Origin of the sequence: Arthrobacter sp. 2762 (assembly GCF_040548745.1) — a bacterium.
GTDB lineage: Bacteria > Actinomycetota > Actinomycetes > Actinomycetales > Micrococcaceae > Arthrobacter.
On sequence record NZ_JBEPSI010000020.1, the window covers coordinates 1 to 19,830 of the forward strand.

Below are 19,830 nucleotides of genomic sequence, written 5' to 3' on the forward strand. Positions count from 1 at the left end.
ACCCACAGCGCCGATGGTACTGCACCCGGGAGGGTGTGGGAGAGTAGGACACCGCCGGACACACATTAGGTCGAGACCCCCCAACCCACCAAGGGTCGGGGGGTCTCCCACATTAACGAGACAATCAAAGACGCTAGAACCAACCAAGCCCCGACCACCACGGCCGGGGCTTCCCCCATTTAACGCGTGTTTAGCCGTTCCAGAACCCAGTGAGTTGCTGCGCAAGGGCCTGGCCTTGCTCGTAACCGGCCTGGGCAGCCGCCGGACGCATGGAGGCATCCATCGCGTTGGCGCCGAACATGTGCTCGGAGCTGCTGTCCGGGAAGACCGTTTCTACCTTGCTGCCGTCGGCACGTAATTCGTCGACCTGTGTTGCGAGGTGCAGGCCCCACCCCAGCGGTGTGCGTGTTCTGCCCCCAAATGGTGACAACACCAGGACGCGTGCGTATCCGGTTGCCAGGTCTGCATTCTCGGCGTTGGATCGATAACCGCCGTCAATGTATCGGCCGTCACCGATGCTGTAGGCAAACCCACTGGCGCAACTGGCGGCTACAGCATCCACCAGCTCGACCCCGCTGTGACGGTCAAAGACGACGGGCTGACCGGTCCGTGCATCCACCGCTGTGATGAGTACTGTTCGTTGCGGCCACTGCAAACTTGGCAGCCGGGAGGCGACCGTTTCACGCCACTGTGTTTGCCTTGATTCGTCCGCGGTAGCAGGCAACTTGAGCGCTGCAGCGCCCATCTGGCGACGCATATCGGCAGGATCCGCAGAGGCCTCAATGATTTTTTGTGTTCTTTCCAAATGGTCCACCACTTGCCGCGCTGGACCGGCTTGTGCTGGGTTGGACTGCGTCGGACTGGGCTCGGTCTGAGTGGCTTGCCGCGGCCGCTGTCGTTCCGGCTGGGGTGGTGCGGCAAGGGTAGCTGCATATAGTTCTGAAGCACTCGCGCCAGCTATCTGTGCCGCCGCCGTGGAGCCGGCCGATGTGCCGACCGTTAAGTCGGCGGTGGTCACATCCATGCCGGCATCGAACATTCCGGCGATGACGCCGATCAGCCAGGCATTGCCTGTTGATCCACCGCCACCAAGCACCAGCGCCCGTCCGGTTAGATGCCCAGGAATCGTGGCGGGATTTTCTTGCGGCTGATCCTGGGAGGACCGTGGCTGCGCGGAAGTGGTCGTCGGCGTGACGGGCAGGGTTGAAAAAGGTGTTGTGTTCATGGGAGTCGCCTTTCGCGAATTGCCTCTGTGGCGCTCCCGCTGGCGACTAGATCAGTCGCGAGATCGTGTACTGCGGGGGAGCACCCATTGCGGATACTGCGTTCATGGGTCTCACCTCCTGTTGATAGATCACGATCAACGGGACTCTAACACCGCGCCAACGGGCTGCGCAACCAAGCCATCCTCCAGCACCTCGGGCTGGACATGGTTGCCGGGGGAAATGCGCATTTCCGCACCGGTACAGTTGGTGGTCATGGACAGTATTTTCAGTCATCCCGAGCCGGAGCCCGCGGCATCGTCACAGGACACCAATGAACTTGAACCCCTGGTGCTGACAGTGGTGGTGCCCACCAGCGTTTCACATGCCTTTTTGGGGTTTACGGACCATCCTCATTTGTGGTGGCCCCTCGAAGAGGAGAGTGTGTTCGGTGCGGGATCGCACGTGGAGTTCGAGGAGAACCTGATCCTGGAGACGGCCGAGGACGGACGCACTTCGGTGTGGGGAACCATCGATGACTGGCAGCCGCCGTTGTCCTTCCATGCAAGCTGGTATCCGGCGAGCACGCCCCTCTGGTCCACGGAATTGAGGATCTCGTTCCGGGCAGTGGAGGGTGGCACCGAGGTGCGGTTGGTTCACGACGGTTGGGAAGGTGCAGAGGATCCTGCTGCCAGCCGGGCATCGTATGCGGAAGGTTGGCCTCGCGTCCTGGAACGCTATGTACGGTTCATGGGCGGGACCGTTGCCTAGGGTCGGGCGACTTCGTGCTGAAGATTGGTGTCTCCTGAGGAAAGTCCGGCTGGAAATGCTAGCGGATACGCCCATGGCTTATGTCGAAAGCCTGGAGGCGGCGCGGCGGCAAACGGATGCGCAATGGCAGGAACGGACTGCCGCTATGGCCGGCGATTCCAGCGTGACGTTGGTGGCTGACGGTGGCGTGGAAGGAAGCCCGTTCTGTGGGCTGATGAGGGTTGTCCTGAAGCATCCTCAAGACCCGCAGAAGCCTCTTCAAGCCATGCTGATAAGTGTCTACGTTGCCCCCGAACATCGTGGTTTGGGGTTGGCGGATGAACTCCTCCACCAGGCGTGCGAGGCTGCCCGGATGGACTTGGGTGCCAAGCTCCTGGAGTTGGGCGTCCACGAGGACAATTCGAGGGCGTTGGCTTTCTACCGGCGGCACGGTTTCAACACGACAGGGGACAGCCGGCCATATCCCCAGGACACATCCAAGCAGGAACTGGTCATGGAAAAGATCCTGAAGCAGTAGCCGTTTGCTTAACGAGCAGCCCCGGCCTGGGCGGCGTCGTTCCTGGGCACAGCCGTGCTCGAACGAACCACGAGCTTGGTGGGGTGTTCAGTATCGGCAGGTTCAAGGACCAGGCCATTGTTGATGGCGCCCAGCAGGGTGCGCACGGCCAGTGCTCCTTGTCCCTTCGCGTCCTGGTCGATGGTGGTGAGGCCCATGACCTTCCCGAGGTCGTGCCCGTCGATACCGATGACCGAGAGGTCCTCTGGAATCCGCAGGCCGAAGTCACGCGCAGCCAGGATGGTGCCGATGGCCATCTCGTCTGATGCGGCAAACACCGCCGTTGGTCGCTCTGGTGCGCCCCCCAGCAGTTGCCGGGCTGCGGCGTAAGCGCCTTCGATGGTGAAGTCAGCGGAAACGATCCATTCGGGCCGAACCTGGCAGTCGGCGTCGTTCATTGCTTTCTCGAAACCACCGCGCCGCGTCCCGGGAAGCTGGAAGTCCTGTTCGTATGCTTCTTCGCCGGTCATGTGGGCGATCTTGGTGTGACCCAGGCCGATGAGGTGGTTTGTGGCTTGCTGTGCGATCGCGGAATCATCGATCCGGATGGTGGAGGCTCCCGGAAGGGGGCCGCCGATTCCAACGATCGGCCTGTGCACGGCGAGAAGCTGCTGCATCTCATCTTCACTGAGCTCCAAGGAGACCGCGATGACCGCGTCCACGCGCTTGCGCAGCAGGAAATCGTTGAACACGCTGTGCCGGTGTTGTGGGTCTTCCCCGATGTTGTAGAGGGTGAGGTCGTATCCCGCACTCAGGAGCGCAGCGGAGGCACCCTCGATCACCGCTGAATAGAACCAGCGGTGGACGGAGGGCACCACCAGGCCAACGTTGTGGGTACGGCCGGAGGCCAGGCTCGAGGCGTGATAGGAGAGCACGAAGCCAAGCTCAGCTGCAGCTGCACGCGCCCGTTCCCGACTGGCGGGGGAGACGTTGCCTTTGCCACTGAGCGCGCGTGAAACCGTGGCAACGGAGAGTCCCGATCGCTCGGCTACGTCCTTGATGCCGGTCATGCTGCTCCTCGGTGGGAAAGTTAGCTGGTTGTGAGCCAGATGCTCTCCCCTGAGCTTAGTAGATCGGTGCCCTGCAGATCGGAGCCCATGGGATGGGTGCTGCCTGCCGCCGAACTGCGAAGGATTACCTTGCCCTCGGGAAGCGGCAGGGGCTGGTTACCCACGTTCATGATCACCAGGGTGTCGCCGTTGAGGTAGGCGAGCGAGGAGTCGGTGCAGTAGTCTTCCACCCACGCCAGGGAGCCCTGGCCCAACCGACGTTCAGCGCGTTGGGCAAGCATTTCCCGGTAAAGATTAAGGTGCGACGCCGGATCCTCCTGCTGCTTGTCCCTCGCCAATGCCGCCCAGGAATCTGGTTGCGGCAGCCAAGGATCCTGGCCATCGCCGAAACCGGCATGCAACTCCGAAGACCGCCATGGCAACGGCACTCGGCAGCCGTCACGGCCTATCCTTTCTCCGCCGGTCCGGGCGAAGGTGGGGTCCTGACGCATGCTCCCGGGAATGTCTGTGGAGTCAGGCAGCCCAAGCTCTTCCCCTTGGTACAGATAGGCACCACCGGGGAGGCCAAGCATGAACATGGTGGCCGCGGCAGCCCGCCGTCGTCCGAGTTCTTCATTGGGCTGTACGTCGTCCGCACCGATACCGTCGCCGTCGCGGGGACCGGGTCCCTCGTAACCGAATCGGGTAGCGTGCCGGACGACGTCGTGGTTGGACAGCACCCACGTGCTCGGTGCGCCGACAGCGTCCAGGGAGACCAGCGAGTCGGTGATGATGTGGCGCAGGCGGTTCACGTCCAGGCCGGCGTGCAGGTACGGGAAATTGAAGGCCTGGTGCATCTCGTCGGGCCGGACCCACTGTGCCAGCCGGGGAAGGGGATCGACGTTGGCTTCGGCGCAGAGGATCCTGTCGGGGCCATATTCCTCCAGGATGGAGCGCCAGCGGCGGTAGATATCGTGCAGGGCGGGCTGGCCGAACATGGGGGCCTCATGGCCGGGGAAGCCGTCTGAGCTGTTGCCATCCGGGCGTCCACCCCAGTTTGGCAGGCCTGCTGCCTTGACCAGCGCGTGGGCAACGTCAACCCGGAAACCGGAAATTCCGCGATCCAGCCAGAAGCGGAGGACCCGCTCGAACTCGGCGTGCACGGCATCGTTGTCCCAGTTGAAATCCGGCTGCGAGGAATCAAAGAGGTGCAGGTACCACTGTCCGGGCTGGCCATTTGGTTCCACGATTCGGGTCCAGGCGGGGCCACCAAAATGGGACTGCCAGTTGTTGGGAGGTTCGTTTCCGTCAGGTCCTTGGCCGTCCCGGAAGATGAACATGTCCCGCTCGCGGCTGTTGGCCGGAGCCGCGAGGGCGGCTTGGAAGGCGGCGTGTTGGTCCGAGCAGTGGTTGGGAACAAGATCTGCAATGACCCGCAGGTGCAGGCGGTTGGCTTCGTAGATCAGGGCGTCGAAGTCCGCGAGGCTTCCGAACAGCGGATCGACATCGCAATAGTCGCTGACGTCATAACCTGCGTCCCGCTGCGGTGAGCGGTAGAACGGCGAGAGCCAAACGGCATCCACGCCCAGTTCGGCGAGTTGGGCGAGTTCGTGGGTGATACCCGCGAGGTCGCCGATTCCATCGCCGTTAAGGTCCCGGAAGGACCGCGGATAGATCTGGTAAATGACTGCGGAGCGCCACCATCCGTGGGCCGCGGAGGCCTCGTGGATGGGCGTCAATGTAGCGAAAGCTGCAGAGGGCGCGGACGCCTCAACTGGGAGCAATGAATCAACAGACATGAACACATCGTAGAAGACCACGCATCCAATTGGAAACGCTTTCAGTCAAAATGACCCTTCCATGACAAGACTACGGAGTGTCAGGGTTTACCAACTCGCATTTAGACATGTACTCTGTGGAAGCGCTTGCAGTTGTGAGCCGCATCACCGACGCTGCCGCTGGGCCTCGAGCCCCCGCCGTCGAAGCACATAAGGAAAGGGACACCAATGAAGGTGCACAACACCCTCGCGACTCAGACCACCCGCCGCGTTTTCGCTACCGGCGCGATCTCCGTGGTCGCCGCCCTGGCCCTGAGCGCCTGTGGCGGCAGTGCCTCCACCGCTCCCAGCTCGGAAGCCGCAAAGCAGGACCTCAAGGCAGCCGGCGCCGGCACCATCATCATGTGGGTAGACGCCGAACGATCGCCGGCGTTGAAGGACATCACCGAAAAGTTCAAGTCGGACACCGGCATCGAAGTCAAGCTCGTAGTGAAGGACTTCGCTGCCGTCCGCGATGACTTCATCACCCAGGTCCCTACCGGCCAAGGCCCCGATCTGATTGTTGGACCGCACGACTGGATTGGAAAGTTTGTTCAAAACGGTGTGATCGCACCGGTGGAACTGGGCGACAAAGCCAGCCAGTTCCAGGATTCCTCGATCAAGGCCATGACCTACATCGGAGCCGTCTACGGCGTCCCGTACGCCATTGAAAACATTGCCCTCCTGCGCAACACCAGCATCGTGGACAGCAAGGCGAGCACCCTGGATGAGGTAGTGGCCAACGGTAAGAAGGCCGTTGCAGAGGGCAAAGCCACGTTCCCGTTCCTGGTGGGCATGGATCCCAAGCAGGGCGATCCGTACCACCTGTACCCACTGCAGTCCTCCATGGGTTCGCAGGTTTTCGGTAAGAACGCCGACGGCGGTTACGATCCCAAGCAGCTGCTCATCGGTGACGCTGCCGGCGTCGAATTCGCCAAGAAGCTGGCCGCCTGGGGCGACGCCGGCGAGAAAATCATCAACTCCAACATCACGGGCGACATCGCCAAGGAGAAGTTCCTTGCCGGAGAATCCCCGTACTTCCTGACGGGCCCATGGAACGTGCCGGACGTTCAGAAGAAGGGCATCAAGTTCGCAGTTGATGAGCTGCCCACGGCCGGTGGCGAAGCTGCCCAGCCCTTCATCGGCGTCAACGGCTTCTTCATCAGCGCCAAGAGCGCCAACGCCCTGGCCACCAATGAGTTCGTCACCAACTACCTCACCTCCGAGTCCGCCCAGGACTCCATGTACACGGCGGGCGGGCGCCCGCCGGCACTCAAGGCATCCTTTGAGAAGGCAGCCAGCGATCCCGTAGTGGAGGCCTTCGGCAAGATCGGCGCCACAGGCGTGCCCATGCCGGCCATCCCCGAAATGAGCGCCGTCTGGGCTGACTGGGGCGCCACGGAACTGGCCATCATCAAGGGCCAGGGCGATCCCGCTGAAGCGTGGACCAAGATGGCCGCGAGCATCAAGTCCAAGATCGGCGGCTGACGCCGCAACCGGTGATTCCACCGGTTTGCCCGGAGCCGGACGGTGCCCGCCGTCCGGCCCCGGGCCTGCCGTCAGACCGGGGCCCCGTCAGGCCCGGGAGCCAAACCGTCCGGCCCGTGCCAGCCGCAACCTGCTTTACTCCAAGGATCCAAAATGCCAAAGCCAGATGTCCACGAACTGCCAGCCAGGACAACCAGTACGACGCCGGTGCAGCCACCTCGCGCTGCTGCCCACCAGAACGCTGCCCACCGGAATGTACGGAACGGCCGCCGGGGCCCCGACTCCGTCAAGGGCACCATCCTCAAGATCGTCCTGTTGGGCCTGGTGGATGCCTTTGCCGTCTACGTGTTGATGATGCTGTTCCTGAGCCAATCGTGGGCCGCGCTGGCTGTGTCCTCACTGGTGGTCCTGGCCATTAACTGGATCTATTTGCGCAAGGGCGGGCTGCCGGCTAAGTATCTGGCTCCCGGTGTGTTGTTCCTGCTGGTGTTCCAGGTCCTTGTGGTGTTCTTCAGCGGTTACATCGCCTTCACCAACTATGGCGACGGACATAACAGCACCAAGGAAGACGCCATCGCAGCCATCCAACTGACCGCCCAGAAGCGCGTCCCGGATTCACCTGCATACAAGGCAGCCGTGCTGACCAAGGGCGATACGTTCTACCTGTTGTTTACGGACCCGTCCGGCAAAGCTCAGATAGGCAGCACCGAGGAGCCACTCACTGAGGTCTCCGGGGCGGGAAAGGATTCCACCGGGAAGGCCAACTCCCTTCCTGGCTACGAAACACTGAAGTTCCAGGAGATCGTGGCCAACCAGCAGGAAATCCTGAAGATTACCGTTCCCGTTTCAGAGGACCCCGCTGATGGGACCCTGCGCACCGCGGATGGCAGCACCGCGTACCAGTTCAAGCCAGCGCTGAGCTACGACGCCGCCTCCGATACCTTCACTGACAGTGAGACCGGCAAGGCCTACCGCGACAATGGCAAGGGCGCCTTCGCGGACGCCAACGGAGAGACGTTGGCCACCGGCTGGAAGATCGACGTTGGCATGGAGAACTTCGCCCGGGCCTTCACCGATCCGAGCCTCCGCGGTCCGCTGCTGGGCGTGATCCTTTGGACGTTCACCTTCTCCGTAGCGTCCGTGGGCTTGACGTTTGCCATGGGGCTTTTCCTGGCCATCACCTTCAACCGCGAGGACCTCCGCGGCAAAAAGGTTTACCGGATCCTGATGATTTTGCCCTACGCTTTCCCGGCATTCCTGTCCGGTTTGGTGTGGTCCGGCATCCTCAACCCCGAGTTCGGCTGGCTCAACCAGACCCTGCTGGGCGGGGCGAACATTGGCTGGCTCACGGACCCTGTCCTGGCCAAGGTCAGTGTGCTGGTGGTCAATGTGTGGCTCGGATTCCCCTACATGTTCCTCGTTTGCACCGGGGCGCTCCAATCCTTGCCATCAGAAATTGATGAGGCTGCGCGCATGGACGGAGCGTCCCCATGGCGAGTGTTCCGCTCCATCAAACTGCCGCTGCTGCTGGTCTCCGTGGCACCCCTGCTGATCTCCTCCTTTGCGTTCAACTTCAATAACTTCAACGTCATCTACATGTTGACCGGTGGCGGGCCGCGCTTCGCAGACACCGACCGCGATATCGGAGCCACGGACATCCTGATCACGCTGGTCTACAAGGTGGCGTTCGGCCAAGGCACAGGGCGCGACTACGGACTGGCCAGCGCGCTCGCCATCATCATCTTCATCATCGTGGCCACGATTTCGGCCATCAGCTTCAAGCAGACCAAAGCACTCGAGGACGTGAACTAATGAGCGAGGCACAGGTACGCACCCTCCCCACCATCGAACAGGCGCACGACGGCGGTCCCACACCGTTGGTGCCAAAGCGGCGTCCTTTCGGGGTTTGGTTCAAAGACAAAGGCTGGCGGCACGCCGTCGGCATAGTCACCACCATCTTCGCAGTGTTCCCGCTGCTCTATGTTTTGTCGGCAGCACTGGACTCCAACGGCACCTTGGTAGGCTCCAACGGGCTGTTCTCCAGGTTCGATACAGGCAATTTCACTGCGCTCTTCAATGATCCGAGCCGTCCCTTCGGCCGCTGGTTCCTCAATACCCTGGTGGTGGGCCTGGTGACCTCCGCCGCCACAGTCTTCCTGGGGGCGATGGCCGCGTACGCGTTCTCCCGCATGCGCTTCAAGGGCCGGCGGGTGGGACTGTTGACCCTGCTCCTGCTGCAGATGTTCCCGCAACTGCTGGCCGTCGTCGCGATCTTCCTCCTCCTCAGCGGAATCTCGCAGGTGATCCCGGCCCTGGGTCTTGGCAGCCAGCTGGGGCTCATCATGGTGTACCTCGGCGGGGCGCTGGGCGTGAATACGTACCTCATGTACGGCTTCTTCAACACTGTCCCGCAGTCCCTGGACGAAGCTGCAAAGATCGATGGTGCCAGCCACGTCCAGATCTTCTTCGGCATCATCCTTCGCCTGGTCACTCCCATCCTGGCGGTTGTAGGGCTGCTGGCATTCATCGGTATCTCAAGTGAATTCGTGATCGCGAGCGTTGTCCTTACTGATCCTGACAGCCAGACACTCGCCGTCGGGCTCTATTCCTATGTGGCTCAGCAGCGTTCCGAGAATTGGGGCGTCTTCGCCGCGGGCGCCGTCATCGCTGCTGTTCCGGTCATGGCGCTGTTCCTCTTCCTGCAGAAGTACATCGTCAGCGGCCTTACGGCCGGCTCAGTGAAAGGATGACGATGTCACTTGCCGTTCCACATCACGACGGATCCGCTCTTTATGTTTCGGATCCTGCTCCCGGACGGATTTCCCTGGGCGATGCTGTTCGGCTCCGTCTGAGGGTTCCGCAGAGGTGGGGTCCGGCGTCCCGCGTTTGGGTCCGTTCCGTGCAGGACGGCGAGCCGCGGTACGACTCCGCGATCCGGCTCGGCAGCATCGATGGCTGGGAGTGGTGGGAAGCGGCGATGCTCGTGGCCAATCCTGTGGCCAAATACCGCTTCCTGCTGGAAATCGAGGCAAACAGCCGTGGGGGAACCACGTCCGGTACTCCCACCAGCAGCGCAAGTGGGCGGCACTACTGGAACCTCAACGCCCAAGGGCTTTTCAACAGGGACGTTGCTGATTCAGCGGACTTCCGCCTCACCACCTTTGCCCGGGCACCGCAGTGGCTGCATGAGGCCACCATGTACCAGGTGTTTCCGGACCGCTTCGCCCGCTCCGCCCACGCCGATGCGCACCCCCTCCCGGACTGGGCTGTGGGCAGCTCGTGGGACGAGCCAGTGGTGGCTACCGGGCGGGAAACGCCCATCCAGTTCTACGGTGGTGACCTGCCTGGAATCACGGGGAAGCTGGACCATCTCCAGGAACTGGGCATCGATGTTCTCTACCTGACGCCGTTCTTCCCGGCTCGTTCCAACCACCGCTACGATGCCTCCACGTTCGACTCCGTGGACCCCCTCCTTGGCGGGAACCAAGCGCTGGTGGAGCTGGTGGAGGCGGCGCATTCCCGGGGCATTCGTGTCATGGGCGACCTCACCGCCAATCACACTGGCGACGCACACGACTGGTTCGTGAAGGCGCTCGCCGATCCCGGCTCAGAGGAAGCGGGCTACTACTACTTCAGCGAGGACCATTCGACGTATCAGTCGTGGTGGGGTGTGCCGTCGCTGCCGAAGCTTAACTGGTCTTCGGACGCCCTCCGGCGGCGTTTCGTGACGGACGACGATTCAGTGGTTGCCCGCTGGCTCAAGCCGCCCTTCAACCTGGACGGCTGGAGGATCGACGTCGGCAATATGACTGGACGCCTTGGCTCCGTGGACCTGAATCACGAGGTTGCGCGGCTCATCGCCGGGCGGGTCCGTGAGATCAACCCGGATGCAGCTTTGCTGGCCGAGTCCACGTCCGATGCCGCGCCGGACTTCACGGGTGAGCACTGGCACGGTGCCATGACCTACTCCAACCTCACCCGACCCCTGTGGTCCTGGCTTGCGGGGGATGCGCCGCATGTAAACTTTTTCGGCTCGCCCCAGGCTGGGCCCAACAAGATCGAGGCCGAAGACTTCCTGGCCACGCATCAGGACCTCGCGGCCGGATTTAGCTGGGATGTGCGAAATAACACCATGAATGCGCTCAACACGCATGACACCGCACGTGCAGCGACGGTAATGATCGACGGCGGCCAAGAGGTTGGCGCTGTGCTCACCTTCACCCTTCCGGGCGTTCCTGTCTTGTTCGCGGGAGACGAGTTCGGCCTTGAAGGGTTCAATGGCGAGGACTCCAGGACGCCCATGCCGTGGGGCTGGCCGGAGGGAAAATCCCGCCGCCACCCTGTCAAGGATCTGCATTCCTTCTACTCAGCGCTGGGGCGGCTCAGAAGTGAGCTGCCCGCCCTAACCGAAGGCGGGGTCCGCTGGATCCACGCCGAAGGGGACGCCCTGGTATTCGTGCGTGAGACCGCTGATTCCGCAGTCCTGATCATGGCAGCCCGCGACTCTGCCCGGGTCTCAGTGGATTACGCAGTCCTTTCCACGCTGCACCTCGAATCGCTCTCCACAGCGCCACTGCACAGCTTTGGGAACATCTCGACGAGCCGGGGGAGTGACGGCGACGTACTGCTGTGCGCCGACGGAATTTCAGCTGGCATCTGGGCCCTGCCCGGAACCTGCGTTCCCACGGTGGTGGGCGGCGCTGACTAGACTGGGAGCACTGAAACTCTGCGAAGACTGCCGATTTGGCGTGTCCGCGGAGCTCATGTGTGAAGGGACCACCTTGTCGGACGAAACGGCTATGGCCGGAACAACAGAGGAAAGCATCAAAGGCCGCACAGTCGGCCGCCAGGAAGCTGACCAACAAGGCCGCCAGGAAGCTGACCAACAAATGGACGCGAGCCACAGTGAAACGCAGAACGCGTTTTTGCAGAGCCTGACCGACGGACTGCGGCCCGGACAGATCGCCGAAGATGAAGCCACCCGCACTGTCTATTCCGTAGATCAAGGGCCATTGCTGGAACGGCATTTACCGCTCGCCGTCGTCTGGGCCGAATCCGTGGAAGACGTCCAAAACATCGTTCGTAGTTGTGCTGCCTACCAGGTGCCAATCGTCGCGCGTGGTGCCGGAACGGGTGTCTCGGGAGGCGCGCACGCCACCCAAGGCTGCATCGTGCTCAGCCTGGAACGAATGAACCGCATCCTGGACCTCAACCCCGATGACGAGACCGCCGTCGTCGAACCTGGCGTCATCAACGCCGAACTGAATGCCGCAGCCGCCGAACACGGGCTCATGTATGCGCCCGATCCAGCCAGCTACAAGATGTCCACCATCGGTGGCAACGTAGCCACAAACGCAGGTGGACTGCGCTGTGCAAAGTACGGTGTGACACGGGATTCCGTGCTTGCGCTGGACGTTGTGCTGGCCGACGGTTCACTGCTCCACACTGGGCACCAGACCTTCAAAGGCGTTGCCGGATACGACCTCACGGCGCTGCTGGTGGGCTCCGAAGGAACACTCGGAATCGTCGTGGGCGTGACGGTCCGCCTGAAGTACCTTCCACGCGAAGTCCACACCATCGCCGCGTTCTACCAGGACTTCCGCAGCGCCGCCGCAGGCGTCCTGGCAGTAGGCAAAGCCCGGGTCCAGCCAGCCATCATGGAGCTCCTGGACAACGGAACCCTCATACAGCTCGATGAGATGAACGGCTCAGACCTGCAAACCCGCGGCAAATCCCTGCTGTTGATCCAAACCGACGGATTTGGAGCAGCCGCCGAGGCCGACGTCGTCCGTCAAGTACTCGCCGAAGGCGGCGCCACCGTCACCACCGAAGCCAGCGAAGAAGCCGAAATGCTCGTCGAACTACGCCGCAACAGCCGCGGCGTGGAAATGGACGACGAATTCAGGGTAGGAGAGGACATCGCTGTTCCACGCTCCCGGCTGGTGGACTTCGTGGCCGAACTCGAAGCCATGGCTGACCGCTTCCAAGTCCGCCTCAAAGTGGTTGCCCACGCCGGAGACGGAAACCTCCACCCCACCTTCTGGATGGACCGGCTAGACCCCGCCACGGACGCCGACGCCCTGGTACGCCTCAACGCTGCCCTGGATGAATCGATCCGGGTCGGCCTCGAAATGGGTGGCACGATTACCGGCGAGCACGGCGTGGGGCAGTACAAGCTCCGGTGGCTGGGACTGGAGCAACCTGAGCCCGTGCGGGAGTTGCAGCGGCGGATCAAGGAGTTGTTCGATCCTGCGGGGATTCTGAATCCTGGGAAGGCGATCTAGGGGTGCTGGGCTGGGACGGGCCGCAGGGCCGAAACGCTCTGCGCGCTCGGTCGTTCCTCCCTTAGACGCGCGCTGCCGCGTTTCGGCCCTGCGGCCCTCTCTCGGGTCGTCCCCGCAGGCCGCACGGTTGCTTCGTCTAGCTTGCAGCACTCTTGCGGGAATCTCCGTTAGCTACAAGATGGTATTCCATGTGGCCAGGGCGGTCGCGTTTGGTTCTACTTTTTCTGCCTGTTTACTTTCCTTCTCGGTCCTCGTAGTCTTATTTGGTATACTAGAGTTGCTATGAGGAGAATTACGTGCGCGAGAAGCGTTTGGGGCTGGGTGGGCGGGGTTCGCGGTGGGCGGCCGGGATGGTGCTGCTGGGTTTGGTGTTGGTTTCCGTCAATCTTCGGCCTGCCATCACCACCGTTGCCGGTGTTATGAACCAGGTCCCGGGGACGTTTCACCTGGATCCGGTTCTGCTACCCGTTTTGGGTACGTTGCCTGTGCTGGCCTTCGGGGTTTCCGGGCCGATCGGGCCTTGGCTTGCCCGGCGGTTTGGAACGGGGCCCGCCGTGGCGCTTGCACTGTTGGTACTCGCTGCCGCGCTGATCGTCAGGGTCCTTGTACCCGCGCTCCTGCTGCCCGGCACGTTCCTTGCCGGCATGGCGATCATGACGGCCAGCGTACTGGTTCCCCAGATCGTCAAGGCGAACCAGGGCTCTGGTTGGTGGACCGGACTTTGCACCATGGGCTTTGGTCTCGGAGCCGCGCTGGGCGCAGGACTGGTCCAGCCCCTGGCCCAGGCCTTCGGTGGGAGCCTCGCCTGGGCGCTGGCGGTGTGGGCCGTCCCGGCGCTGGTGGGAGCATGCCTCATCCACCGCTCCGGAGGACGGTCGACGGCGGCAGAGACTTCCGCGCGTGAAGCCGGGGCCGCGGCGGTTTCGTCGCTGACGCAGGACCCGCCGTCGTCCTCTGTCTTACCGGCGCCCGTCAACCCGGCGGAAGTCACGCCGCTGCGCAAGCAGCGCACAGCCTGGGCTGTGACGGCGTTCTTTGGATTGCAGGCCATGCTCTACTTTGCGATCACGTCATGGCTGGCTGTTTACCTCGTCTCCAAAGGGCTGTCATCGGCCGACGCTGCTGCGTTGCTGGCCTGGTTCAGCCTTGCCGGGCTCCCCGCAAGCCTGCTGGCTCCTGTGCTGGCCGGTCGTCCTGCCATTCTGCGGATCATGGCACCCGGCCTCGGACTGGCCGTGGCCCTCGCGCTTTTGGGAGTCCTCACGGTGCCAGCTGGTCTGCAGTTCGTCATGGTGGGGATCCTGGGAGTCGTCCAGAGTGCAGGCTTTGGCCTTGCCATGGCGTTGGTGGTGATCCGTTCGTTCGGTCCGCAGACAGCGGGAAAGCTCTCGGCCATGAGCCAAGGGCTGGGGTTCGCCCTTGCCTCGCTCGGTCCACTCGTGGCCGGACTCCTCCATACCTGGACCGGAGGTTGGGAAGTTACGTTCTGGGCGCTCGCGGCCGAAGCGGTGATTCTGGCTGCGGCAGGCTTCCTGGCAATCCGTGGCCCCGTAGTCAACGTTGAGCCCGTGAGCCGAAATTCATCCCCCAACGGACTATTCACTCTCGCACGCTGGGGTGAATAGTCCGTTAGACGGTGTTCGGCCACTGTCGGCGGGCTATGCTCCGGCGTATCCTCTGCGATATGACCAACTCAACGTCTGGCGACAACACCTCCAACACTCCCGCCACCGAAGTCCTGGAGACCAACGAATGCTGGGAACTCCTCCGTGGAGTTTCCGTGGGCCGGCTTGCCGTGTGGGTGGACAATCACCCGGACATCTTTCCGGTGAATTACAAAGTGGACCACGGGACCATGGTCTTCCGCACGGGTGAGGGCACCAAGCTTCATGCAGCCCTTGGTGACGCTCCTGTTGCGATAGAGGCTGACGGTGTCGATGCGGAAACCGGAGTGGCCTGGAGCGTGGTGGTCAAGGGGCAAGCCTCCGCCGTGAAGCTGACGCAGGACGTGCTGGATACCATCGGCCTTCTCCTGTTTCCTTGGGAAGCGGGGCAAAAGGACCAGTTCATCCGCATTGTTCCATCGGACGTGTCCGGGCGTCGCTTCAAGGTGACGCCTCCTGTGACGTGGTGGACGCCGCTGGACGATGCGCCCACTGCCAGGGGCGAGTAACGCTTAACGCGCCGAAACCCGCTCTTGTCCGTCACTCAGACCGTTGTACGGCCAGGAGCGCGAACTCGAGCGGGTTTCGTAGCAGCTACAGCAGTTCCAACTGGTCTGCCACCACCTTGCCGGCGTGGATAACGGTACGGTCCTTGCCACGGTCCATCACCGTGGAAGCTACAGTCTCGCCGTCCACCAGCAGCAGTTCGGCCGGATCTCCGACGTCGACGCCGGGACGGTGGGCGGTGTCCTTCAGCCGGGTAGCGCTGGGGTCAAGGATGCTCGCCCCGCCAATAGTGGCGATGGCCAGGCAATGCTCGATCAACTCGTCCTTGCGGAAGCCATGGGTGAATGCGAGCTGCCAGGTGCGGTCCAGCATGTCCGTGTTGCCATAGGGGGACCAGTAGTCGCGCTGGCCGTCCTCGCCCAATCCATAACGCACGCCGGCCTCGGTGAGGAGCGGGATGGGCAGCTGGCCCGCGGCAGCGGGAGCAACGGAAGCCATGGATACGTCAAGTTCCGCGAAAGCATCAATGAGCCTGCGCGTAGTGGCCTCGTTCACGCTGCCCAGTTGGTAGGCGTGGGACATCGTGACTTTGCCCTGCATGCCGAGGGCCCGCGTACGCTCCAGGACGAGGTCGGTGCTGAAGACGCCCAGTTCACCGGGCTCGTGGAGGTGGATGTCGATTGGCACCTGGTACTTCTCAGCCAGACCAAACACGATGTCCAGGTGCTTGGCCGGATCCCGGTCCAAGCTGCAGGGATCAATCCCGCCCATGACGTTCGCACCTGCCTTCAGTGCCTCCTCCATGAGCTCCACCGTCCCCTCTTCAAGAAGCAGGCCGGCCTGCGGGAACGCGATGATATCCACGGAAGCCTGATCGGCAAACTTCTCTTTGGCACCAGCAACGGCTTCGAACCGCTCCAGCCGGCAGTCCACATCCACCTGCGCATAAGAACGAACCCGCGTAGTACCGCGGGCGATCATTCGGCCAAGGGTGTCGTTGACGCGGTCCTGAAGCGGGACCTCCGCGTTACGCCAGTTTTGACGGTCGTTCATCATCATGGTCCACACCCCGGGACCACCGGTGTGCTCCCGGAACGGCAGGCCGATCCGGGTGGAATCCAGATGCACATGGACATCGGAGAACGACGGCAGCAGTAAGCGTCCGCGGCCTTCTACGACCATCACACCCTCGGGAACGACGCGGGCAGGGTCATGCGGTTCGACGGCGGTGATCTTGCCGCCTGCTTCGCCTGCGACCAGAGTGACGTCGCTGAGCGCTTGCCCCCAGGGGCGGACGGCGCGGATCAGGGTATTCAATGGTTGCTCCTTTGCTAGTGAAACTATTGCCTGCATCTATTGCACGCCTGCCAGGACCGTTGTTGCCATACCTGTGTGGTGGCAGGCGGGCGCAGCGGGCTGGGCAGGCGTGGGAATCTGGTCGATGCAGCGCTGGCGCTGCTCCTCGGGAAGAGTTCCGATCAGCGGGCAGCGGGTCCGGAAGACGCAACCGCTGGGCGGATTGGCAGGTGATGGGAGGTCTCCCCGGAGACGGATCTTCACTTGCTCGCGGGCGGCGCGGGGATCCGGCAGGGGCACTGCAGAGAGCAAGGCCTTGGTATACGGGTGCAAAGGGTTCCGGAAGAGCTCATCCCGGGGTCCTTGTTCCACGATCTTGCCCAGGTACATCACGGCGACTTCATGGGAAATGTGCCGGACCACGGAGAGGTCGTGTGCGATGAAGATGTAGGACACTCCGGTGTCACGCTGGATCTGCTGCAACAGGTTCACCACTTGGGCTTGCACGGAGACATCCAACGCGGACACGGGCTCGTCGCAAACGATCACCGACGGGTTCAGGGATATGGCCCGGGCAATGCCCACGCGTTGCCGCTGCCCCCCGGAGAACTCGTGCGGGAACCGGTTGTAGTGCTCGGGTTTGAGCCCCACTTGGTCAAGGAGCTCCTTGACCCGGTGCTTCAGCCCGCCCTGCGGATTGATCTTCTGCGCCACCATGGGAGCTGCAATGGCCGTACCCACTGTCTGCCTCGGGTTCAGCGAGGCGAACGGGTCCTGGAAGATCATCTGGACCTTGCGCCGGAAGTTGTAAAGGTCCCGCCCGCGGAGCTGGCTGATGTCGACGCCATCCACCATGATCCGGCCGCCGGTCGGATCCATGAGCCGTGCCAGCATGCGTCCGGTGGTCGACTTGCCGCAACCGGACTCACCCACGAGTCCCAAAGTCTGGCCTCGAGCGAGACTGAAGGAGACGCCGTCGACCGCTTTGACGGACCGCTTGGGAGCCCCTGGCAGGAGGCCGCCCTTCAGCGGAAAGTGCTTCTGAAGGTTCTCCACCTGGAGAATTGGCTGATGTTCCATGGCGGGTCCTAACGCGAATTCCGGATGGTGATGATCTGCGGCCCGCTCAGATGGCAGCGCTTGCCATGCCCGTCGTCGACCGTCAGCTCAGGCCGCTGCTTGGCGCAGAGCCCGTCGCCGACCAGTTCGGCGTACTGGCAGCGCGCGCTGAAGATGCAGCCCTTGGGCAGGTCAAGGAGCGACGGCGGCTGGCCGGGTATGGGGTTCAGCCGGCTCGCGGAGCCGTTCAGGGTGGGCATCGAATTGAGCAGGCCCAAGGTGTAGGGGTGCTGGGTGTCGTAGAAGATCTCATCCACGGGACCCGATTCGACGCACTGGCCGCCGTACATCACCAGGACGTCGTCGCATACCTCGGCCACGACGCCGAGGTCGTGCGTGATGAGGATGAGCGCGGAGTTGGTTTCCTCCTGGAGCTCTGACATGAGGTCCAGGATCTGGGCCTGCACGGTTACGTCCAACGCGGTGGTGGGTTCATCCGCGATCAGCAGCTCCGGTTCGCAGATCAGCGCCATGGCGATCATGGCCCTTTGGCGCATTCCGCCGGAGAAGTGGTGCGGGTATTCGTCGAACCGCTGCTCGGGGCTGGGGATGCCCACCCTTCCCAGCATGTCGACGGCGGCTGTCCTGGCCTGCTTTTTGCTCGCCTTGTTGTGGACGAGATATGCCTCCGCGATCTGGTGCCCAACAGTGTAGAACGGATGCAGCGCCGAGAGCGGATCCTGGAAGATCATGCCGATGTTACGGCCGCGGAGTTGGCGCATGGCAGATTCCGGGAGGGTGACCAGATCCTTGCCCTGGAACATTGCCTGTCCGGTGACTTGGGCGGAGGTGCCCTTCAGGAGGCCCATGAGGGCTTGGCTGGTGACGGACTTTCCTGAACCGGACTCGCCGACGATGCCAAGGGTCTGGCCCCGCTCCAGGGTGAAGTCCATCCCGTTGACGGCAGAGACCAGGCCGTCGTCCGTGGGGAACTTCACGGAGAGGTTGCGGACGTCCAGGAAGGCACTCGCTCCGTGATCCGGCGCAGGCCGGGAGAGCGGTTGGGTGAGTGGTGTGTGGGTCATTGGAGCCTCACTCGGGGATCGATGGCGGCATAGGCGAGGTCCACCACAACATTGGCGACGATGACGAAGAACGCGGCCAGCATGGTGATGGCCATGGTGACGGGCAGGTCACCCGAGATGGCGGCGTGTACGGCGGTGAAGCCCAGGCCGGGGACGGAGAAGATCTGCTCGGTGAGGACGGCACCTCCCAGGAGCAAGCCGATGTCCATGCCAAGCATGGTGACAACAGGTGTGATCCCGGCGCGAACGCCGTGCTTGAACGTCACGGTCCGCGGTGCCAGGCCCTTGGCGCGGGCAGTGCGGATGAAGTCCTCGCCGAATGTCTCGATCATGTTGGTCCGGGTGACACGGATGTAGGAGGCACTGAAGAGCACGGCCAACGCAATCCATGGCAGCAGGTAGTTCGCCACCCAGGCGCCTGGCCCCTGTGGACCAAAGGGGCTATTGATCTCGTTGGTTGTGAACGGCAGAAGGTGCAGCTGGTTGACGAAGAGGAGCAGCAGGAACAGGCCCGTAACCGGGATGGGCAGCGATACGCCCACCGAGGCCGCGCCGACGATGAACTTGTCCACGGGCGAGCCCTTGCGCAGCGCTGCGAGAAGGCCCAGGCCGACGCCGGTGATGGTCCACAGGATGAGGGCCCCGATGGCCATGGAGAACGTGTAGGGGAGCGAGCGGGCGATGATGTCCGCCACGCTCTCATTGGTCTGGAAAGACTTGCCCAAGCATGGCCATTCACAGAGCGTCTGGGCTCCTGGTGCACCAATCATCCGGGGCGAGAAAAGGCCACGCATGTAGTCGATGTACTGGACAAAGAAGGGCTGGTCCATGCCCAAGGCAACGCGGGCCTCGGCCACGCGTTCGGGAGTGCATTCCTGTCCGCAGGCGGCGGCCGCCGGGTCCGAGGGGCCAAGCTGGAAGAGCGTGAAAGTGATGAAACTGACTGCGGCCAGCAGCAGGACCAACGATCCGGTCCTGCGAAGAATGAAAGTCATCATGGTGGTGGTTGCGGGCCGCCTGCTGTAGCAGGCGGCCCGCGTCTCCTTCTGGACTATGCCCGCTTAGTTTTCGAAGCCCGGGTAGTGCTCGACGCCCACCATCGGGAGGTCGAT

The 19,830-nt window shown here is 62.8% G+C and carries 16 protein-coding genes; 9 read left to right on the forward strand and 7 right to left on the reverse strand.

All coding sequences use genetic code 11. The annotated features are described in order from the left end of the window. Window positions 1-190 precede the first annotated feature (190 nt). Entirely contained in the window at window positions 191-1,225 is a 1,035-nt protein-coding gene (locus ABIE18_RS21780) for a patatin-like phospholipase family protein (RefSeq protein WP_499724598.1), read from the reverse strand. Window positions 1,226-1,478: 253 nt separating this feature from the next. Between ABIE18_RS21780 and ABIE18_RS21785 the strand changes: the two genes are divergently transcribed. Both ABIE18_RS21785 and ABIE18_RS21790 read left to right on the forward strand, forming a co-directional pair. Further along, entirely contained in the window at window positions 1,479-1,973 is a 495-nt protein-coding gene (locus tag ABIE18_RS21785) for an SRPBCC domain-containing protein (protein ID WP_499724599.1), read from the forward strand. 73 nt (window positions 1,974-2,046) lie between these two features. After that, window positions 2,047-2,490: a GNAT family N-acetyltransferase gene (locus ABIE18_RS21790; RefSeq protein WP_499724600.1), complete on the forward strand. Its 444-nt coding sequence runs from the start codon at window positions 2,047-2,049 to the stop codon at window positions 2,488-2,490. Between the two features lie 8 nt (window positions 2,491-2,498). Here ABIE18_RS21790 and ABIE18_RS21795 read toward each other — a convergent pair whose 3' ends face one another. Continuing rightward, window positions 2,499-3,539 carry a LacI family DNA-binding transcriptional regulator gene (locus ABIE18_RS21795; RefSeq protein WP_499724601.1) on the reverse strand — a complete coding sequence of 347 codons (1,041 nt, stop codon included), beginning with the start codon at window positions 3,537-3,539 and terminating at the stop codon, window positions 2,499-2,501. 20 nt (window positions 3,540-3,559) lie between these two features. Further along, on the reverse strand, window positions 3,560-5,317 hold the full coding sequence (locus ABIE18_RS21800; RefSeq protein WP_499724602.1) for a glycoside hydrolase family 13 protein: 1,758 nt from the start codon (window positions 5,315-5,317) through the stop codon (window positions 3,560-3,562). Between the two features lie 207 nt (window positions 5,318-5,524). Between ABIE18_RS21800 and ABIE18_RS21805 the strand changes: the two genes are divergently transcribed. The 7 genes from ABIE18_RS21805 to ABIE18_RS21835 all read left to right on the forward strand — a co-directional run bounded on the left by ABIE18_RS21805 (window position 5,525) and on the right by ABIE18_RS21835 (window position 15,280). Beyond that, a complete protein-coding gene (locus ABIE18_RS21805) occupies window positions 5,525-6,823 on the forward strand; it encodes a sugar ABC transporter substrate-binding protein (RefSeq protein ID WP_499724603.1) in 1,299 nt (432 codons plus the stop codon). A gap of 153 nt (window positions 6,824-6,976) precedes the next feature. After that, entirely contained in the window at window positions 6,977-8,635 is a 1,659-nt protein-coding gene (locus tag ABIE18_RS21810) for an ABC transporter permease subunit (protein ID WP_499724604.1), read from the forward strand. Beyond that, on the forward strand, window positions 8,635-9,573 hold the full coding sequence (locus ABIE18_RS21815; RefSeq protein ID WP_499724605.1) for a sugar ABC transporter permease: 939 nt from the start codon (window positions 8,635-8,637) through the stop codon (window positions 9,571-9,573). Before ABIE18_RS21810 ends, ABIE18_RS21815 begins: the two co-directional genes overlap by 1 nt. A gap of 2 nt (window positions 9,574-9,575) precedes the next feature. After that, on the forward strand, window positions 9,576-11,531 hold the full coding sequence (locus tag ABIE18_RS21820) for a glycoside hydrolase family 13 protein (protein WP_499724606.1): 1,956 nt from the start codon (window positions 9,576-9,578) through the stop codon (window positions 11,529-11,531). Between the two features lie 73 nt (window positions 11,532-11,604). Next, the gene (locus ABIE18_RS21825; RefSeq protein ID WP_499724607.1) at window positions 11,605-13,107 is read left to right on the forward strand and encodes an FAD-binding oxidoreductase; all 1,503 of its coding nucleotides are present in this window, start codon (window positions 11,605-11,607) and stop codon (window positions 13,105-13,107) included. A gap of 296 nt (window positions 13,108-13,403) precedes the next feature. Further along, window positions 13,404-14,732, forward strand: a complete 1,329-nt coding sequence (locus ABIE18_RS21830) for an MFS transporter (protein WP_499724608.1) — start codon at window positions 13,404-13,406, stop codon at window positions 14,730-14,732. Window positions 14,733-14,767: 35 nt separating this feature from the next. Continuing rightward, the gene (locus ABIE18_RS21835) at window positions 14,768-15,280 is read left to right on the forward strand and encodes a pyridoxamine 5'-phosphate oxidase family protein (RefSeq protein WP_499724609.1); all 513 of its coding nucleotides are present in this window, start codon (window positions 14,768-14,770) and stop codon (window positions 15,278-15,280) included. Window positions 15,281-15,365: 85 nt separating this feature from the next. On the opposite strand, the gene ABIE18_RS21840 is transcribed toward ABIE18_RS21835, so the two are convergent. From ABIE18_RS21840 to ABIE18_RS21855, 4 genes are read right to left on the reverse strand one after another with little or no spacing between them, the layout of a single operon-like run. Continuing rightward, entirely contained in the window at window positions 15,366-16,595 is a 1,230-nt protein-coding gene (locus ABIE18_RS21840) for an amidohydrolase family protein (protein ID WP_499724610.1), read from the reverse strand. Between the two features lie 36 nt (window positions 16,596-16,631). Beyond that, window positions 16,632-17,654, reverse strand: a complete 1,023-nt coding sequence (locus tag ABIE18_RS21845; RefSeq protein WP_499724611.1) for an ABC transporter ATP-binding protein — start codon at window positions 17,652-17,654, stop codon at window positions 16,632-16,634. Between the two features lie 8 nt (window positions 17,655-17,662). Further along, window positions 17,663-18,718 carry an ABC transporter ATP-binding protein gene (locus ABIE18_RS21850; protein ID WP_499724612.1) on the reverse strand — a complete coding sequence of 352 codons (1,056 nt, stop codon included), beginning with the start codon at window positions 18,716-18,718 and terminating at the stop codon, window positions 17,663-17,665. After that, window positions 18,715-19,716, reverse strand: a complete 1,002-nt coding sequence (locus ABIE18_RS21855; RefSeq protein WP_216926949.1) for an ABC transporter permease — start codon at window positions 19,714-19,716, stop codon at window positions 18,715-18,717. The genes ABIE18_RS21850 and ABIE18_RS21855 overlap by 4 nt, the downstream gene beginning before the upstream one ends. Window positions 19,717-19,830 lie beyond the last annotated feature (114 nt).

Bases quoted from the DNA above. Each gene is read 5' to 3' on its own strand.
- ABIE18_RS21850 (WP_499724612.1), bottom strand. From the start codon at position 18,718: ATGACCCACACACCACTCACCCAACCGCTCTCCCGGCCTGCGCCGGAT.
- ABIE18_RS21780 (WP_499724598.1), bottom strand. From the start codon at position 1,225: ATGAACACAACACCTTTTTCAACCCTGCCCGTCACGCCGACGACCACT.
- ABIE18_RS21820 (WP_499724606.1), top strand. From the start codon at position 9,576: ATGTCACTTGCCGTTCCACATCACGACGGATCCGCTCTTTATGTTTCG.
- ABIE18_RS21815 (WP_499724605.1), top strand. From the start codon at position 8,635: ATGAGCGAGGCACAGGTACGCACCCTCCCCACCATCGAACAGGCGCAC.
- ABIE18_RS21810 (WP_499724604.1), top strand. From the start codon at position 6,977: ATGCCAAAGCCAGATGTCCACGAACTGCCAGCCAGGACAACCAGTACG.
- ABIE18_RS21800 (WP_499724602.1), bottom strand. From the start codon at position 5,317: ATGTCTGTTGATTCATTGCTCCCAGTTGAGGCGTCCGCGCCCTCTGCA.
- ABIE18_RS21855 (WP_216926949.1), bottom strand. From the start codon at position 19,716: ATGATGACTTTCATTCTTCGCAGGACCGGATCGTTGGTCCTGCTGCTG.
- ABIE18_RS21790 (WP_499724600.1), top strand. From the start codon at position 2,047: ATGGCTTATGTCGAAAGCCTGGAGGCGGCGCGGCGGCAAACGGATGCG.
- ABIE18_RS21795 (WP_499724601.1), bottom strand. From the start codon at position 3,539: ATGACCGGCATCAAGGACGTAGCCGAGCGATCGGGACTCTCCGTTGCC.
- ABIE18_RS21805 (WP_499724603.1), top strand. From the start codon at position 5,525: ATGAAGGTGCACAACACCCTCGCGACTCAGACCACCCGCCGCGTTTTC.
- ABIE18_RS21785 (WP_499724599.1), top strand. From the start codon at position 1,479: ATGGACAGTATTTTCAGTCATCCCGAGCCGGAGCCCGCGGCATCGTCA.
- ABIE18_RS21845 (WP_499724611.1), bottom strand. From the start codon at position 17,654: ATGGAACATCAGCCAATTCTCCAGGTGGAGAACCTTCAGAAGCACTTT.
- ABIE18_RS21835 (WP_499724609.1), top strand. From the start codon at position 14,768: ATGCTCCGGCGTATCCTCTGCGATATGACCAACTCAACGTCTGGCGAC.